Source organism: Proteus vulgaris, from assembly GCF_016647575.1.
Classification (GTDB): Bacteria; Pseudomonadota; Gammaproteobacteria; order Enterobacterales; family Enterobacteriaceae; genus Proteus; species Proteus mirabilis_B.
This window is the reverse complement of record NZ_CP032663.1, coordinates 2,928,750-2,946,390: the sequence shown is the minus strand read 5'-3', so window position 1 is coordinate 2,946,390 and position 17,641 is coordinate 2,928,750. Positions and strand designations below refer to the sequence as shown.

Genomic DNA, 17,641 nt, shown 5'->3' with positions numbered 1-17,641 from the left:
TTTCTATTTTAAATTCAATGACTTATCTTCTATTTTTTTATTTTCTGCATTTAATTTAAATCTTAAAGAAGCGTAAATTTATTGGATGTTCAGCGAAATCTAAGCAGATAAATAAAAAACCCGCTTATTGTGATAACAAGCGGGTTTGGCTTACAAAAGAATAGGCATTACTCTTTTATGGGGTATCTATTATTTTTCAGAAATAGACGATTTTGTGTTTACAGTTTCATTAACTTTAACAGGTGATTTTAATGATAAGTCACCACCTGCAAGTTGTTTCACTAAATCAACAGCAGATGATTTCAGATCAAGATCTGCACCTGCTTCATATTGATGACCTTCAATATTGTTTAATTGAACGTTGCTACCGCCTAAATCAACCTGACCTTGCTCACTTTTAATTTCAGCACCTGTAAGCTTAGTTGTACCACTTACATTCAATGAAATATCATTTTTGCTAGTTAAGGTTGTGGTTTGAGTAACTGCATCATTATCAATATGAGAAACTTTAATATCTGCATTTGCCGTATGACCTTCAGCACCTGTTACGATATTTTTGATACCGTTACCTACTGTGCCAACGCCTTTATCAATTTTGGCTTTTGTCTCGCCACTGATACCGGTTTTATCTGCGATAGTTGAAGAGAGTGAATTGTATTTATCAGAGATAACATCAGTTGCAGATTTAATACCTGAATCAATGGTCTCTTTGATAGTGTCTTCTAATAATGATCCACCTGCCTTGGCTGTTTTATCAACTTGGCTAGATTTAGGATCGTTGTTGTGGTTATAACCAACATTGACATCAACAGCAACATGACGATCACTGTCTTTCTGGCTAGTTACTGTAAAGTCACCACCCACATTACCCGTTACATTATCCGCAGAAACATTTGCACCAGAAAGAGCGAAGTTTTTGTCGCTATTTACAGTTAATGTACCTGTTTCTACTGAAGCATTTTGGTGTGTGGATTTTTGTTGATCTTCAACGTTTACTAAAACTTTGCCACCAATATCATGGATAGAGGTTGCTGGGTTTTCTTCAGTCACTTCTTTTGGCGTCGTATTGGTTTGTTTGCCATTTAAAGAGATATCAGTACCCCAGTTGTTTTTGTAATCCGTAGATTGTGCTGATGTTAGCGTAGTATCACCAGATTGAGAGGTTAATTGCGTATCTTTGCTATTAACTTTAGTACCTTGAAGATTAACAGAGCTACCATTAACAGTTAAATTACCTTGGTTAGCAATGGTTCCACCTTCACGAGAAACACTCTTCTCATCTTGCTTACCAATAGCAAATTCAGCGCCACCTAAGCCATTGACAGAAGATGATTTGTCTCCTGTTTTTTGACCGAAGCCTGCTTGTAATCCACCTGATAAGTTCTTACCTGTTTCAGTACGCTGAGATTCTGTTGCTTGGAAATCAACTTTGTTAGTTGCAGTCAGAGCAACATCATTTTCGCTGGTTAAATGAGTGCCTTGTAAAGTCAGATTATGACCTGAATTTAACTCAATACCTTGAGAGCCATTCACTGAACCTGCTTTTGCTGTTGTCTGATCTTTTTGATGATTTGCACCACCTGCGTTAAAGCCACCACCGTAATCTTTACTATCTGGTGTTGTACCTACTTTCAGGTTTGCACTGCCATTTACGTTATGTTGACTTTCAGTGTGGGTATCCGTTGCTTGTGCAAGCGTTAAATCACCGCCAGCATTAATGACAGTTTTACCTTCTTGAGCGTCAAACTTAGCGCCTTCATAATGTGCATCTTCACGTACATTAATATTGATATTGCCAGCTGAATTAAACTGGCTACCTTCCGCTTTGGTGGTGGTTAGGCTTGTGTCAGTGGTTTTACCTTCACCTTTAATCGCTACGGTAATATCGTTGCCTGTTTTGGTGCTGACACCTACTTGACCGCCACCGGTTGTTTCATGGAAGGACTCTTGGTGTTTGTTTTGTGCTGCTTCACTGGTATGAGTGTTAGCAGTTAGTGAGACATCACCTTGGGTAGATTGATAATGAGTACCTTGGTCATGTAGCGTTTTATTGCTGTCAGTATTAATTTTACCCGCAGTAATTGATGTAGAAACCGCTTGGCTATCGCTTTGTGATTTCTGGCTACCGCCACCTTTAACACCGACTTCAACACCCACATTTGGTGCTTCTAAGTTACTTAAGTTAGCAAGATTACTAATGGCATCTTTAAAGGTGACTTTTTTATCAATACCTTTGTTGCTGTCAGGATTAACAGCAGTAGCTCCATCTTCAACGGCTTTCTTAATCGGCTGAGTAACACCGCTGTAATCAAGATTAACACCCACATCGACACCGATATTTAAGGTATCTGTTTTAGATGTTGCACTGTCATTTACAGCAAGGTGATTGATATTTTCACCTGACTCTTTATACGCACCATCAACTTTGTGTGATGCACCTTGATGCGTCACATCATTGTTTGCAGTAATGGTTAAATCACCTGCAATTTGAGTTTCGCTACCTTTATTTTTGGTGATATCAGTTGTTGTATGCTGTTTGTCATATTGGAAATCAGCTTTACTACCGATCTTATCAACACCACCGGTATAGCTAAAGCCACCTGAAATGGTTCTATCTGTACTGTCAGTCTCTTTTTTGTTTTCTGTTGAAACAAAGGCAACATTGTCACCGGAAACAGTGGCATTACCTGCGGTTGTTTTTAAATCAGAGCCAGCAAAAGTGACATCTTTATCCGCTTGAACTTTAACACTGCCACCACTGAGAGTCGATCCTACTTGTTCAGTTTCAGTGCTATTGTTTTTGTTGGATGTATGAGTGATATGAAAACCTGCGCTATATTGCTTATCTTCAACTTCTTTAGCATGACCGGTGATCTCTAATGATGTTTTTTCATCATTGATTTTCGTGGTTTGCTGTGCAGATCTGACGTTGATATCACCTAAAGATTCAATGCCTAACTCATCAGCACTTTTAATTAAGCTACCAATTACATTGACATCTTTGCCACTGACCACAGTTAACTCTGCATCAGAAACTAATTCACTACCCGTTGAATGCTGTTGGTTAGTTTCATTCTTGTGGGAGTTTTTAGTAATGTTAAATGCAGTACCTGTACGTTCATCTGTTTTAGTGATGGTTTCGCTGATCGCATTATCAATAACAACATCGCCTTGAGTCGTTTTAACAAAGGCACCTTGATTGCCTTTGACTTGACTACCTGTGATTTTGACACTGTTATCTGCTGCAAGTAGCAGTTGTCCGTCAGCAGTCAATTGTGTTGAATGGCTGACTTCTTGTTTATTGTTATTGTTCTTATTATTACCACCGCCGATACCACCCCAAACAACATGATTATCGGTTACTGTTTTATCATTGTTGGTATTTTGAACATTAAGATTGATATTCTCTTTAGCGTTAACAACAACATTCTCATTAGAATGTAATTTTGCACCTTGAGCAGTAACAGAGCCTTCAGCATTTAAGCCCAGCGTTTTACCCGCAGTCAACTCACTGCCTTTTAAGGTTTCTGTTTGATGGCTATTGCTCCAGCTACCTGTTTCTAAACGAGACGTATGGTTACGTTTGTAGCCATTTTCACTACGATTTTCTTTCTCAACTAATCCGTTGATATTGATATCTTGATTAGCATTAATTGCCAGTGTGTTACCCGCATTAATTTTGGCACCTTCAAGTGTTACATCACCTTTAGTTGCTGTTAATGTTGCATTGTTTTTGGCATCAATGTGGCTACCAACTTGCTGTACCAGCTCTTTTTCTTTAGTGACATCATATTGCCAAGAATAGAACCAACGATTATCAGTATCGGTGTCTTTTTGCTGTAACTGTTTGCCATCAACTGTTAAATGAGCACCTTGTAATAAAATATCATCACCCATTAAATCAGAGGCTTTGATTTGGTTTTTATTATCAGCAACTAATGTGATGTTTTTACCTTTTAACTCTGTTTTTGTCAGAGTCTGGCTTGAACCACTGTTATTAACAGCAATACCGCCACGGTAATTTTGATAGTTTTCACTGCCATCTTTATCATAGCTGTCATAGCGAACTTGGCTATCCGTTTGAATATTGTCCGCTCTGACACTTAATTCGTTATCAGCAACAAATTTACCCGTTAATTTAACACCACTACCTTCTGCCGTATTGATGATGCGGATACGACCAGATTGCATACTACCAAAGAAATAGCTATCTAAAGCAGAAGCGGGTTTTTGTGATGAAAGAATATCAAAACGTTGAGAGAACGTATTTTGACCTGTTAATGCAGAAATTTCTGCGGCAGTTATTTTGCCTCGGCTATCAATACGTGGTGCAATTAAATCTAGAAGGCCAGGAGCGTGTAATCCGTTTTTACCAATAGAAAGTAAATTCGTATTGTTAAGCGTGCTATAACCTTTTAATTCACCATTTTCAAACAGTGGATTACCGACAACCAAAGAAGAACGGCTGGTATTGATAAAACCGCATCCATCACAGGTAATACCATTTGGGTTAGAAAGTACATATTCCGCAGCGATACCAAAAACTTCTTGCTGACCTAATAAGAACGAAGGATTTCGGCTAACGACTTCATTTAAAATTAAAGAAGCTGCTTGCCCATTTAAATTGCTGTTGGCATTTAATTGCCCAGCAAGCTGTGATTGTCCTGCCTCTAAAGAGTTGTTAAAAACAGCACCTGGTTTACCTACATTAAAATCTTGATATTGGTTATGAGAGATACCTTCGTTATTTGGTGTAACGATATTAATGACTTGAGTGCCACCATTGACTGATGAAACATTCGGTCCTTGATTGCCCGCATCAGGAACAATACCGCCAGCATATGCATTTAGTGATACGAAAATGATCGCTAAAGATGCAGCAAGCCTACCCGAAGGAGAGAGCTTGAAGTTTTTTGATTTCATAGAGTTTTCTCCGTTTATTGCTATGAGTGTGAATCAAAATAAATATGAAAATCTAACTAACACTTGAGTAGGGTCTTTGGTTTTATTGGAATTTGTTTGGCTGTAAAGCAAATGCCCCTTAGCAACTTCAATATCGAATTGTGCTTTTTGATATTGGAGATTTAAGCCCGAACTTAGCCCATAGCCACTACGCCATCCTTCATAGTTACCATGTTGTTGAACACGGCCAGCATCGAGACCAATTCGAGGGGTGATTGAAAATGTGTTTATCCGATAAGGATAAGAAAGCGTATTACGTAAGTAGCCGCCGTTATCGCCAGAAAGTGTGCTTTGGTCAAAACCACGGATTGCGTTTTTATCCGTTAAACTAAGCCATTCCACACCTGGTAAGGTGTCAGGGCTATATTGACCAAAAAAGGCGCTATTGAATAAAAATGTAGAATTCGATAAGGAAAAACGATGTTGCCAATTGGCAAAAAGCTTAACTTTTGTAAAGCGATAGTCATTACCATTGCCATTAGCAACGCGAGGTGATTCATCTGCACCAAACCAACTAATGGCTTTTTCTGCGCTTAAATTAACGCTAATGACACCACTTGGCACAATGTGTAAGTGGTTGATACCTAACTCTACCGTTGTCAGTGCAGGGCTACTGAGATCAAGGCGGATTTGGCTAAAATAGTTACGTATCCGCTTATGTGTTATCTGCATGTTTAAGGTGTCAATTTGTTTTTGACTACGATAAAAAGCGTAATCTCCCCTTAAACCAACTTGTGTCGTATCACCAGATAAACGTACAGTACGTGTTTGCAATGCTTGATGAAATTCATACTCCGAATAGCTACCAAAAGTACTGAATGTCAATGCACCATAAGGTAAAGAATAGAGTAGGGTGTAAGCACGATTAAAGCGTGTATTTGGATTATCAGTGGTAATACTGGCATTTAAACTGGCAAAGTCAGATAACCCTAATGGGCTGTCTAAGCTTGCATTGGTTCGAACTAACCAGCGCCCTGAGTTTTTTTGCCCATAGTTATCACTTGAAATATTTAGATGCCACGGTGCTTGTCGCTGATTTGTGAGCTGAATAATAGAGCCACCTAGTTGCGTACCAGGCAATATATCGAGTTTAACTTTATTCGACTGTAAGCGGTTTGCTTGATCAAGCCCCTGATCCAGTTTTGAAAGTTTAAGAGGCTCTCCTTCAACATGAGGGAAAAGTAGCGTAGTGTTAACGCCTCGATCACCACCTTCTATTTTTTCAATAAAGCCTTCAATAACATACAGCCCAAGCTGTTGCTCTTGATTTGGGCGTAAAAATTGGACTCTGGCAGTGATATAGCCATGTTGAAGATAGCGTTGGGTTAACTCTTTGACTAAACGGTTAACGTCAGCACTTTTTATGCATTGCTCTGGTAATGGTGTTAAGGAATCAAGATCTTTTTCATTAAGTAAAGTAATTCCTTGAACATATACACCATTAATAGGCAAACAATGTTCTGATTCAGTAATAAGTGTGGGGGTAGGTGAAACCTCTAATGCATTTTCTTGAAGTTGTTGATAGCGATTTTGTTCAATAAGTTGGTTTATTTCACGTTGGCTATCTTGTAATGCGCGCCGCGATTCTCCCATCGAGCCTAAATAACCGGCGTCATTTGCTGTTAATCCACAGGTTGAAAATCCACTTAATAGTGTTAATAAAATAACTTTTTTTCTCATTTTACCTCAATATAAAGGTATTAATTCAAATATAAATAATATTGCTTAAATATAGAAAGATAATAATTAATGTTTTTATATTATCGTTAATTTTAGAATAATAAATACCGGGTACTCTCAATATGAAAAGAAATTAAAAATCGATGAAATAAAGATAAATTTTTATCTATTTCGCTATTAAATAGCGACATAACTAAAATGATTAATATCTCAAATAGTATTACTTAAACAAATGATTCATTTAAATGGCTTCTATTATGTTGATTTTCATAGTTATAATTTTCTGTGTTATTTTTTCTTCTTGCTTAAGTTACCATCGATTCAGCTATGCTAATTAAAACTTTTTCATTTTTTATAAAGAGACGATAAATAATGAGAGGGGATTCGAAGATATGAAAAAGAAGCAGGTTAATTAGCTTTTCATTTGTTGTTTATAAGTTTATTAAAGTTGTATCCTGGAATAAATATTTCATGAATTATTATTTCATTTTAATGAATAAAATGCGCATTAGAGAAGTAAAGAGATTAGGGTTTTATTGTTAAATTATTAATCATGGTAAAAAGTATGGTTATTTAAATACAACTTTCATTTTGTGAAAATGCAATATAAATACATGTATTACCACTTAGTGTTATCAATAAAAATTTAAGCCATAAAAAATAGTTTATTAAAAATTAAAGTAAGTGATAGTGATCACGTTAATATGTTATTTATTATAAATAGTGTGATTTTTGTCCAAAATATACTATTGTTATATTACTAATTGTGTTTAACTGTTATATAAATTAGCGTGTAAATTGTACTATTTCCTGACTATAAGGGTTAAAGTATGTTCTCATCATTTAATGTTTTAATAATATTAAGAGGTTTCTTCAGATTGAAGAAATGGTTTAATATTGATTCTGAACTCGCCTTCTACTTTCCTGAAAAATAATCCTTTTTTATATCCATTCAAAATAATTTAATACTCTTTTTCCGTTTAATTTAAATGGGAAGATTATTTTATTTATTCTAATTTTATTATTTAATTTATATTAAAGGTATTATCATGGCTAAAAGAATCGTAGAACCATTCCGTATTAAAATGGTAGAAAAAATCCGTGTTCCTTCAAGAGAAGAACGTGAAGCCGCATTAAAAGAAGCAGGATATAACCCATTCCTATTACCAAGTCATGCTGTTTATATTGATTTATTAACAGACTCTGGTACTAACGCAATGAGTGATCACCAGTGGGCAGCAATGATAACAGGTGATGAAGCTTATGCAGGTTCAAGAAACTATTATGATTTAAAAGACAAAGCCAAAGAATTATTTAACTACGATTATATTATTCCTGCTCACCAAGGACGTGGTGCTGAAAATATTCTTTTCCCAGTATTATTAAAATATAAACAAAAAGATGGAAAAGCGAAAAATCCTGTATTTATTTCTAACTTCCATTTCGATACAACAGCAGCACACGTTGAATTAAATGGCTGTAAAGCAATTAATATTGTTACTGAAAAAGCGTTTGATTCAGAAACCTATGATGATTGGAAAGGCAATTTTGATATTGCTAAATTAAAAGAAAATATTGCTAAACACGGTGCTGATAACGTTGTTGCCATTGTTTCAACAGTGACCTGTAATAGTGCTGGTGGTCAGCCTGTTTCAATGGATAATTTAAGAGAAGTTTACGAAATTGCAAAACAGCACGGTATTTTTGTTGTTATGGACTCAGCACGTTATTGTGAAAATGCGTATTTCATTAAACAGCGTGACCCTAAATATAAAAATGCGACCATCAAAGAAGTTATTTTAGATATGTATAAATATGCTGACGCATTAACAATGTCAGCGAAGAAAGATCCACTGTTAAATATCGGTGGCTTAGTCTCAATTCGTGATAATGAAGAAGTATTCACATTAGCAAGACAGCGCTGTGTACCAATGGAAGGCTTTGTTACCTATGGTGGTTTAGCAGGTCGTGATATGGCTGCAATGGTTCAAGGTTTAGAAGAAGGTACTGAGGAAGAATATCTGCACTATCGTATTGGTCAGGTTCAATATCTGGGTGACCGTTTACGTGAAGCGGGCATTCCGATTCAATATCCTACTGGTGGACACGCTGTTTTCGTTGACTGTAAAAAACTGGTACCGCATATCCCAGGTGATCAATTCCCAGCTCAAGCTGTAATTAACGCACTTTACTTAGAGTCTGGTGTTCGCGCTGTTGAAATCGGTTCGTTCCTACTTGGTCGTGATCCTGCTACGGGTGAGCAAAAACACGCAGATATGGAATTTATGCGCTTAACCATTGCACGTCGTGTCTACACTAACGACCATATGGATTATATTGCTGACGCACTTATCGGCTTAAAAGAGAAGTTTAAAACGCTTAAAGGTCTTGAGTTCGAATATGAACCACCTGTATTAAGACACTTTACTGCTAGATTAAAACCTATCAAATAAATAATACTCCACAATAATAATGGCTCTCGTGCAATGCGAGAGCCCTATCCTTATTTCAGTAAGGACTAAAAAATGGAAAATAAGTCGGTAAATAAAGAACCCTCAATTATTGTAGGGGGATTTGTGTTGGGCGGCGCCATGATCGGTGCGGGAATGTTTAGCCTACCAACAATAATGTCTGGTGCTTGGTTTATTAACTCACTCTTTATATTATTTATTGTCTGTTTCTTTATGTTTCATTCTGGAATTTATATTCTTGAATGTATATCGAAATATGGTGCAGGAACAAACTACTTTCATATATCGAAAGAGTTATTACCTAAATGGGCGTGTTATCTCGCGAATGCGTCTTTGATATTTGTACTATATATATTAATTTATGCTTATATCTCTGCTGCGGGTTCGATCATTTATGAAGCTTCATCATTATATGGGCTTAATTTAAATCTTAGAGTGATATTCTTTGTATTTACCATAGTGCTTGGAGCTACAATATGGTGGGGCGGCGCTTGTGCCAGCCGTTTAACCTCAATATTTTTATTTATTAAGATTGTTCTATTCGTATTAGCATTCTCAGGGTTATTCTTTAAAGCGAGAGGTGATTTATTATTTACTGCAACCTTTGAAGGTAAAAGCCAATTATATCTTTATCCTTTTATTTTTATCATTATTCCTTATGCTATCACCTCTTTTGGTTATCATGGTAATGTTTGTAGTCTTTATAAGCTCTATCATGAAAATGAAAGAAAAGTTGTAAAAAGTTGTGTGATTGGTTGTGTTTTAGCATTAGTGATTTATTTACTTTGGATGATTGGCACGATGGGGAATTTACCTCGTGAGCAATTTATTACAATTATCCAAAAGGGCGGTAACTTAGATGCCTTTATTGATTCTTTATATACTGTTTTAAATAGTAAATATATTGAAGGATTTTTATTATGGTTTTCTATTAGTGCCGTATTCTGTTCATTTTTAGGGGTAGCGATTGGTCTGTTCGACTATATTTTAGCATCACTAAAATTTGAAGATAACAAAACAGGGCGCTTAAAATCTGGCGTTTTATGTTTTACGCCGCCGTTACTATTATGTTTACTTTTCCCTAATGGTTTCTTAATTGCGATTGCTTATGCAGGAACCGCAGCGTGTGTATGGGCAATTATTTGTCCTGCGGTTATGGCGCTGAAAGCCCGTGAGAAATTCCCAAATTCAGGCTTTAAAGTGTGGGGAGGCAAAGGATTAATTTATGCTGTTATTGCTTTTGGTGCAGTAGGGATTATTTGCCAAACATTAGCGCAGTTCGGTTTCTTACCTATTTATCGTTAATTAATTGAGATAGTTAGGGGAAGAAAACCAGAGTAGCGCCGTTGGATATACGTTATAATAACGCTAAGTTGTTATAATAATGTGACTATTCAATAGGTTGTCTATGATGGATAAAAAGAAGCTACATATTGCTGCGGGTATTATTTGTGATCAACACAATAATGTCTTTATCACCCAACGCCCTCTAAAATCGCATATGGGGGGATTCTGGGAATTTCCGGGGGGAAAATTAGAAGATAAAGAGACTCCAGAGCAGGCGTTAGTTCGTGAGTTACAAGAAGAAATCGGTATTGATGTAACGCAATGCTCACTTTTTGAAACGGTAAAGCATGATTTTCCAGATAGACACATTACCTTATCCTTTTTCTTAGTCACGCAGTGGGATAATGAGCCCTATGGCAAAGAGGGACAAGAATTTAAGTGGACATCGATTAGATCGTTAAATGCCGATGATTTTCCGCCAGCTAACCGTACTATTGTGGCGTTATTGCAAAAGTAAGTAAAAGTAGAATAGTGCCAAATAAGCATCTATAAATAAAATAGCCACTCAGTCGAGTGGCTATTTTTTATGTTCAGGATTGGCACATTAAAAGTCTTTAGGCTCTTGTTGTGGCGCTTCACTCCAATCATCGCTGTCATTAATATCGCTTTGGCTTGGAATGCGTTTTGATTCATCTGCCCATTCGCCTAAATCAATAAGTTGGCAACGCTTACTACAAAAAGGGCGATAAGGGCTACTTTCATTCCAAACAACTTCTGTTTGACAGGTTGGACATTTTACAATTAATTCTTCGCTCATTATCTCTCCTAGATTTCATTGGTGCTATTTATGCTCATATCAATAAACATAATGTTAGCAACAAGCGATCTCAAAAGGTAGCTCTAGAGGGACGGTTCCATTTTCGCTATCAAGTGGTAAAAAGCGGATCGCATAGCGATTTTTATGCCCTGAAACTTGAGGATAAATTTGGTGATCAATGGCTATTTTAAGACGTAGCAATTCACCTTCTTCAGCGCTGTCTTGGTAAAAACCACGGTGACTAAGCGCAGGCTTAAACGTATCTGATTGGCGAATAAGCATGAGCAAACTATTTAATGCATTTTGTAATGGTAATAAACCCGTCAGCCAGCTTTGTAATCTTTCATCACGAGTTGCTTGGGGTAAGCTTAACCATAAATGTAAGGCTGGCACATCAAAGTTACAGCATCCACCGGGAATACTTAGACGCTGTTTGACTAAACTAATGACTTTATCTTGTTTTAAATGTTGACCAATGCGAGGTGCTTTACTTAGTACGGCTGCATTTTCAGCTAGTTCATCAATAATCTGAGTGACAATCGCTTTATCAACATTAGGAAATGAAAGCCATTGCTGTAATTTTTTTTGTCTTTTTTCTAATTCTTTAAGTAATTCAGCACGGATTTCACCACGATCAAGGACTTCAATAAATTCTGATATCGCACGGAAAAACGAGAGTGCTGTGGGTAATGAATCAATTGCACGAAAACTGTTAATTTGAATCAATGAGTTTTCAATTCTAAGCCATGAACGCATTTTTTCATTGAGGGGATGTTCGAAGATGATTGTTGTGATGTCATCACTCATGGCAATTGTCCTGTAACGCTTGTTGAGCTAATTCTAAGTAATGCTGATGGAGTTGCTTAACTTTTCCAATCATATTTTGGCTATTATCGTGATTTTCAATAATATCATCAGCGACGGCTAATCGTTCCTGTCTTTGAGCTTGAGCCTTTAAAATATTGAGAACTTGCTCTCGACTGACACCATCTCGTTTCATGGTTCTTTCTATTTGCTCTTCTTGTGTAACATCGACAACAAGAACACGAGAGGCGAGATGCGTTAATTTATTTTCAATTAATAATGGAACAACCCAAATAAAGTAGGGCGCTTTGATTTGTTGTATTTGTCTTTGAGTCTCTTGCTGTATCAATGGGTGAAGAAGATTGTTAACCCAAGTTTTTTCTTCATTATTTTCAAAAATAATCTGGCGCAATTGTGCTCGGTTTAATGAGCCATCGGGTAGCAAAATGCAGTCGCCAAAATGCTGATGCAATGCATTTAATCCTAAAGATTGAGGCTCTACCACTAATCGAGCAATAACATCAGCATCGACAAGCGGTACACCTAATGAGGCAAAAGCATTAGCAACGGTAGTTTTACCACTGCCTATTCCGCCTGTAAGAGCAACCGTATAAGCCATTTGTGTTTATCTGTTTTTAATGAATTAAAATTTACTATTAGTCTAGGTATTCTAAAGCCTAATTTTGTTTTTATCACAAGATAATAACCGCAATATTTGGGTTTTATTCGGTTATTATGATAGATGATTTTCTGCTACCCTGACATCCTACCTCATAATGTGTAATAGAATTACCATCAATCAATAAGTTAGTGCAATACATAGTAACAGCATGTTACTCATAAAATTTGTGATTCACTGTATAGTATCACCTAACTGTAATATAGGAAGATACATAGCAATGATTAATGTGCCAATAATCAATGCAATGACCGTCATCAGTATTGGCTCTAACCAAGCACTAATGGTATTTAATTGCTCATCGAGTTGATGATAAAACCAATCACTTAATTGCTGGCAAAAGTAGAGCAACTGCCCCGAGTTTTCTGCACAAATGATAAACTGATAACAGATAGGCGTAAAAAGAGGTTCATTTTTCATAAATAAGCTCAATGATTTACCTTGCATAATGTGATCGCTCATTTGAGAAAGCACTTGCTTATAAATAGGGTGTGTAAGTTGTTCTACTCCTATTTTTAAACCTTGTAATAAAGGTAATCCGGCTTGTTGTGTAATACTTATTATCTGAAAAATAAGGTGTAATTGCTGATACTTTAAAAGCTTACCTAAATAAGGAATATGAAGAAAAATGGATTGTTCAACAAAATACAATAGTGAAAAAGAGTGTCGAATTACGCGATAAGCAACGATTAGTCCTATAAAGATAAACACTATCATACTGATATAATCAGTAAGCCATTGCGAAAAAGTAATTAGGCTGAGTGTTAAAATAGGAAGTTCTGTATTAAAGGCACTGTATAAAGATTGGTATTCAGGCAAAACATAGAGCAACATAATACTGGTAATAAAAGTTAATACAGTGAGTAAAAAGGTTGGATATTTAAAGGCTTTTTTGATTTTTTTAACAATCTCTCGATGTTTCTTTAATTGTATTATTTGAAGCGTAATAACTTCATCTAACTTTCCACTTTCTTCACCAATAAAAATAAAACGACTCAATGAGATTGGAAAATAAAGTGGGTAGCGAGTTAATTGTTTAGAAAGAGAACCTCCTTGCATTAAGTTGAAAATGATATCTTCTAATACGCATTGCCAATGTGAGTAACGACATTCGTCTTTTAATAGTGTTAATGCAGGAAGAAGCGCTAAACCTGAATGAAGTAATAGAGCTAATTGTTCGAATAATTGAATTCGATATTGCTTATCAGTATCTTGAAATAAAACAATTTTGAATAAGCGTATTTTTATGGGGAGCTTTTGTTGTTGTGTTAGTTTAATAAAAGCCTCGTTATTCGAGGATGCAAGTATTTTTCCAGTACACCATTCTCCTTGATAAGTTAATGCATCATAACGATAAATTAGCTGTAATCTCATTCAATATCTCCTAGTGTTTGATAAACCTCCTCGAGTGTTGTTATTCCTTGTTTAATTAATGAAAAGCCAGAATAGAGTAAATGATAAGGGGATGAAGGTGTTTGCTTTGAAGGCTCAAAGCAGTCATAGATAGCCGTTCTTCCGTTATAGCCTGAACAGCATTGCTGGCAACCAACCGCTTGCCAGTTTGGTAATTCGACCATTTCTTTATTTATATTTATATGCTGTTTATTGGGTAGGCATATTTTGCAGTGTGGACATAAACAACGAACTAGTCGTTGTGAAATAATTAAGCTAACACAGGAATGAATAAGATCTTTTTCAATTCCTAAGTTATATAGACGCATTAATGTAGATGAAGCCGAATTAGTGTGTAAGGTTGATAATACAAGGTGCCCTGTTTGTGCTGCTTTTATTGCCATTTCAGCGGTAGATTGATCACGTATTTCACCTACCATAATAATGTCAGGATCTTGGCGTAGTAATGCCCGTAATATTGTTGTGAATGAGATACCTGATTTTTCGGAAATTTGAATTTGATTAATACCCTTTAAAGGTAATTCAACGGGATCTTCAACACTATTTACATTTAGGTTTTCTTTATTTAAATAACGTAAACAACTATATAATGTGAGCGTTTTTCCACTTCCCGTAGGCCCTGTAACTAAAATCATTCCTTGTGGCAAATTTAAATATTTCTTTAATAACGTTAAATGTGAGGGCTGAAAGCCCAAATGATTTAATTCTGGTTGTTGTAAATTATTGATAAGCCGTAAAACCACTTTTTCACCATATAGCGTGGGAAGTGTCGCAATTCGTATTGAATAGTTTTTTTCATGATAAGACCAATTAAACTGCCCATCTTGAGGTAATCGCTTCTCTGCAATATTTAAGTTAGCGAGTACCTTTAAGCGAGTCACTATTTCTTCAGAGAATTCATCTGGAGGTGAGGAAAATTGATATAAATGGTTATCTATTCTGGCTCGAATTCTTACACTGATTTGTTGTGGCTCTATATGTAAATCAGAAACACGTTTTAAAATACTTTCACGTAATAGATACTCAATAAATTCTGTTGCAGAGTGTGCGATATCCATTCTTCATCTCTTTATTACTTTTTGATTTATCTATGTTGTATTTAATGTTGTCTTCAATGTTTAAAGTGCGTAATAGGAACACTCAAGATGAGTGCTCCTTTATATTTAAAAGCACTAATATGATTTTAAAATCTCACTGCACTGTTTTTGTAACGCAAGATTTGTTGTAGAACATTGTGTTTTCCATACTGGAACAAGGTCGTTAATTCCGTTCTCTAACGACATTGTGATTGTCAGACCATCAAGTTGTGCTTTCCCCGTTGCATTAATCACACTGTGTAACACATTTATATCGGATAAATATCGACTACGAAATTGTTGCGGTATAAAAGAGGAGTCAGAATTACAGTGTTGAGGTTCGTTTTCATAACGACATAATTCTACCCCAGAACGATAAGGTGACAGTGTTTGTAAGACATCAGTTAATGCGGCTTTTTGGATATAACCTTGATAGGCGGGAATAGCAACTGAGCTTAAAATTGAGATGATAGCAATCACAATCATAAGCTCCATTAGGGTAAAACCATTTTCATTAGAGTGATAATTAAGTACATTCATCTAGCGTCCTCCTTGAGTAATAGACACTAGAATTATGAAAAAAAAGGACTTTATTGGCGAATAGATAAAATAAAGTTTGAGTAAAATATCGAAAAGAAAAAGGAGATATACATATTTAACCTTTATTATTGAGGGAAAGTTCGCATTTATTGATGAGTATGAGTTAATAAAGTTATTGATAATGGCTAAAACAAAATAAAAGAGGGTTGATGTGGAAATTAAACAAGGTTGGCTAATCGATGCTAGACAGGTTCCTTCACCTAATCATGATAAGAGGCCTGAAGGTGAGCTTCCTTCTTTATTAATTGTTCATAATATCAGTTTGCCTCCAGGGCAATTTGGTGGGCCTTATATTGACCAGCTTTTTACCAATACATTATCAGAGCGAGATCATCCTTTTTTTAGTGAGATTGTTAACTTAAGAGTATCTGCTCATTGTCTTATTCGCCGTGATGGAGAAATTGTGCAATATGTGCCTTTTACTGAAAGAGCGTGGCATGCTGGCGTTTCTTTATATAAAGGCAGAGAAAAATGCAATGATTTCTCAATCGGTATTGAGCTTGAAGGTACTGATGAGTGCGATTTTACCCAGCAACAATATCAACAATTAGTGAAGATAACTCAATCGCTTATTGCTCTTTATCCCTCCATTAAAGAGAACATTACCGGGCATAGTGATGTTGCACCAAATAGAAAGACCGATCCGGGGCCTCACTTTGATTGGGCTTATTACCGCAGTTTGTTAACAAAATAACCACCTTAAATGAATTTAAAGATATTAAATATGAATTTAAATTCAAAATAATATTGCTGTCACGCTTCAGTTTGACTGTTTATGTGTTTAAAAAACGTTAAAAAATTTATTTTTAACGTTTCTAGATAATGCGATCTAGTTATCACTTTTGATGAATTTTTAAAATAATTTGTTAAAATTTGCAGGTTTTTATGATTTCGCTCAACAACTGTATGGACAGTTAGTGAATACTTTGTTACTTTATTATCCGTTATATTAAATTGGTATTACCAATTGACAACTCAATCACTAAGGTAATAGTTATCCAATAATGGCTTCCAGCAATATGGCTTATACAAAAATCCGCCAACCTAAGCTTTCTGATGTTATTGAGCAACAGCTTGAGCATCTGATTTTAGAAGGTACTCTGCGCCCAGGAGAAAAACTCTTACCTGAGCGTGAGCTGGCGAAGCAATTTGATGTATCTCGCCCTTCATTGCGTGAAGCTATCCAAAAATTAGAAGCTAAAGGCTTTTTACTCCGTCGCCAAGGCGGTGGCACTTTTGTTCAGCACAATCTCTGGCAAAGTTTTAGTGATCCTTTAGCTCAACTGCTTAGCGGGCACCCCGAATCTCAATTTGATCTTTTAGAAACTCGTCATGCACTTGAAGGTATTGCTGCATATTACGCTGCATTACGTGGCACTGATGAAGATCTTGATCGTATCAAAGCTAGCCATGATTGCATTTTGAAAGCCCATGAAAAGGGTGATTTAGCCGCTGAGTCTGAAGCTGTATTGCAATATCAATTAATTGTCACGGAAGCTGCTCATAATGTCGTTTTATTGCATCTATTAAGATGCATGGTGCCAATGCTTGAGCAAAATATCCGCCAGAATTTTGAGTTTCTTTACACTCGTAAAGAGATGTTAACAGCAGTAAGTGAGCATCGTAGTCAGATTTATCAGGCTATTATTAATAGAGAGCCAGAAGCTGCGCGTGAAGCATCACATCGCCATTTGGCCTTTATTGAAGATGTTTTGTTGGATATGAGTCGTGAACATACTCGCCGTGAGCGCTCTCTGCGCCGGCTACAACAACATCCTGATTTATTTTAGTAGCACAGATCCTGACCGCTGAATCTGTACTACCTATCGCCCTGTGATTTTCAGGGGAAGCG

The 17,641-nt window shown here is 36.2% G+C and carries 14 protein-coding genes; 6 read left to right on the top strand and 8 right to left on the bottom strand.

Annotation, left to right across the window (positions count from 1 at the left end; genetic code table 11):
- Positions 1-189: 189 nt before the first annotated feature.
- A complete protein-coding gene (hpmA, locus tag D7029_RS13705; RefSeq protein ID WP_194950944.1) occupies positions 190-4,923 on the bottom strand; it encodes a calcium-independent hemolysin HpmA in 4,734 nt (1,577 codons plus the stop codon).
- A gap of 33 nt (positions 4,924-4,956) precedes the next feature.
- Positions 4,957-6,642, bottom strand: coding sequence for a ShlB/FhaC/HecB family hemolysin secretion/activation protein (locus D7029_RS13700; RefSeq protein WP_194950943.1), 1,686 nt, complete (start codon positions 6,640-6,642; stop codon positions 4,957-4,959).
- 830 nt (positions 6,643-7,472) lie between these two features.
- On the opposite strand from D7029_RS13700, the gene tnaC reads away from it, so the two are divergent.
- The 4 genes from tnaC (at position 7,473) to mutT (ending at position 10,917) form a co-directional block, all read left to right on the top strand.
- Entirely contained in the window at positions 7,473-7,577 is a 105-nt protein-coding gene (gene tnaC, locus D7029_RS19055; RefSeq protein WP_088494935.1) for a tryptophanase leader peptide, read from the top strand.
- 114 nt (positions 7,578-7,691) lie between these two features.
- Complete coding sequence (locus tag D7029_RS13690) at positions 7,692-9,095, top strand: tryptophanase (RefSeq protein ID WP_075670808.1); 1,404 nt, start codon at positions 7,692-7,694, stop codon at positions 9,093-9,095.
- 72 nt (positions 9,096-9,167) lie between these two features.
- Positions 9,168-10,418 carry an aromatic amino acid transporter gene (locus D7029_RS13685; RefSeq protein ID WP_088494936.1) on the top strand — a complete coding sequence of 417 codons (1,251 nt, stop codon included), beginning with the start codon at positions 9,168-9,170 and terminating at the stop codon, positions 10,416-10,418.
- Between the two features lie 106 nt (positions 10,419-10,524).
- Entirely contained in the window at positions 10,525-10,917 is a 393-nt protein-coding gene (gene mutT, locus D7029_RS13680; protein WP_194952670.1) for an 8-oxo-dGTP diphosphatase MutT, read from the top strand.
- A gap of 87 nt (positions 10,918-11,004) precedes the next feature.
- Here mutT and yacG read toward each other — a convergent pair whose 3' ends face one another.
- From yacG to ppdD, 6 genes are all read right to left on the bottom strand, one after another.
- Positions 11,005-11,217: a DNA gyrase inhibitor YacG gene (gene yacG / locus D7029_RS13675; protein ID WP_088494938.1), complete on the bottom strand. Its 213-nt coding sequence runs from the start codon at positions 11,215-11,217 to the stop codon at positions 11,005-11,007.
- 54 nt (positions 11,218-11,271) lie between these two features.
- The gene (gene zapD / locus D7029_RS13670) at positions 11,272-12,024 is read right to left on the bottom strand and encodes a cell division protein ZapD (protein ID WP_102949476.1); all 753 of its coding nucleotides are present in this window, start codon (positions 12,022-12,024) and stop codon (positions 11,272-11,274) included.
- Positions 12,017-12,640, bottom strand: a complete 624-nt coding sequence (gene coaE, locus D7029_RS13665; protein WP_088494939.1) for a dephospho-CoA kinase — start codon at positions 12,638-12,640, stop codon at positions 12,017-12,019. The genes zapD and coaE overlap by 8 nt, the downstream gene beginning before the upstream one ends.
- Positions 12,641-12,874: 234 nt before the next feature.
- Positions 12,875-14,074 carry a type II secretion system F family protein gene (locus D7029_RS13660; RefSeq protein ID WP_194950942.1) on the bottom strand — a complete coding sequence of 400 codons (1,200 nt, stop codon included), beginning with the start codon at positions 14,072-14,074 and terminating at the stop codon, positions 12,875-12,877.
- The gene (locus D7029_RS13655) at positions 14,071-15,171 is read right to left on the bottom strand and encodes an ATPase, T2SS/T4P/T4SS family (RefSeq protein WP_194950941.1); all 1,101 of its coding nucleotides are present in this window, start codon (positions 15,169-15,171) and stop codon (positions 14,071-14,073) included. The genes D7029_RS13660 and D7029_RS13655 overlap by 4 nt, the downstream gene beginning before the upstream one ends.
- A 114-nt stretch (positions 15,172-15,285) precedes the next feature.
- Positions 15,286-15,729, bottom strand: a complete 444-nt coding sequence (ppdD, locus tag D7029_RS13650; protein ID WP_194950940.1) for a prepilin peptidase-dependent pilin — start codon at positions 15,727-15,729, stop codon at positions 15,286-15,288.
- A gap of 211 nt (positions 15,730-15,940) precedes the next feature.
- Here ppdD and ampD point away from each other — a divergent pair, with 211 nt between their 5' ends.
- Together ampD and pdhR are read left to right on the top strand one after the other, a co-directional pair.
- Complete coding sequence (gene ampD, locus D7029_RS13645; protein WP_194950939.1) at positions 15,941-16,483, top strand: 1,6-anhydro-N-acetylmuramyl-L-alanine amidase AmpD; 543 nt, start codon at positions 15,941-15,943, stop codon at positions 16,481-16,483.
- Between the two features lie 325 nt (positions 16,484-16,808).
- Positions 16,809-17,579 (top strand): pyruvate dehydrogenase complex transcriptional repressor PdhR, encoded by a 771-nt coding sequence (pdhR, locus tag D7029_RS13640; protein WP_075670940.1) that lies wholly within the window; start codon positions 16,809-16,811, stop codon positions 17,577-17,579.
- Positions 17,580-17,641: the final 62 nt, after the last annotated feature.

Excerpts from the sequence above, each read along its gene's own strand:
- D7029_RS13700 (WP_194950943.1), bottom strand. The coding sequence starts at position 6,642 with ATGAGAAAAAAAGTTATTTTATTAACACTATTAAGTGGATTTTCAACC.
- D7029_RS13685 (WP_088494936.1), top strand. The coding sequence starts at position 9,168 with ATGGAAAATAAGTCGGTAAATAAAGAACCCTCAATTATTGTAGGGGGA.
- zapD (WP_102949476.1), bottom strand. The coding sequence starts at position 12,024 with ATGAGTGATGACATCACAACAATCATCTTCGAACATCCCCTCAATGAA.
- yacG (WP_088494938.1), bottom strand. The coding sequence starts at position 11,217 with ATGAGCGAAGAATTAATTGTAAAATGTCCAACCTGTCAAACAGAAGTT.
- pdhR (WP_075670940.1), top strand. The coding sequence starts at position 16,809 with ATGGCTTATACAAAAATCCGCCAACCTAAGCTTTCTGATGTTATTGAG.
- mutT (WP_194952670.1), top strand. The coding sequence starts at position 10,525 with ATGGATAAAAAGAAGCTACATATTGCTGCGGGTATTATTTGTGATCAA.
- D7029_RS13660 (WP_194950942.1), bottom strand. The coding sequence starts at position 14,074 with ATGAGATTACAGCTAATTTATCGTTATGATGCATTAACTTATCAAGGA.
- coaE (WP_088494939.1), bottom strand. The coding sequence starts at position 12,640 with ATGGCTTATACGGTTGCTCTTACAGGCGGAATAGGCAGTGGTAAAACT.
- hpmA (WP_194950944.1), bottom strand. The coding sequence starts at position 4,923 with ATGAAATCAAAAAACTTCAAGCTCTCTCCTTCGGGTAGGCTTGCTGCA.
- tnaC (WP_088494935.1), top strand. The coding sequence starts at position 7,473 with ATGTTCTCATCATTTAATGTTTTAATAATATTAAGAGGTTTCTTCAGA.
- D7029_RS13655 (WP_194950941.1), bottom strand. The coding sequence starts at position 15,171 with ATGGATATCGCACACTCTGCAACAGAATTTATTGAGTATCTATTACGT.
- ppdD (WP_194950940.1), bottom strand. The coding sequence starts at position 15,729 with ATGAATGTACTTAATTATCACTCTAATGAAAATGGTTTTACCCTAATG.
- D7029_RS13690 (WP_075670808.1), top strand. The coding sequence starts at position 7,692 with ATGGCTAAAAGAATCGTAGAACCATTCCGTATTAAAATGGTAGAAAAA.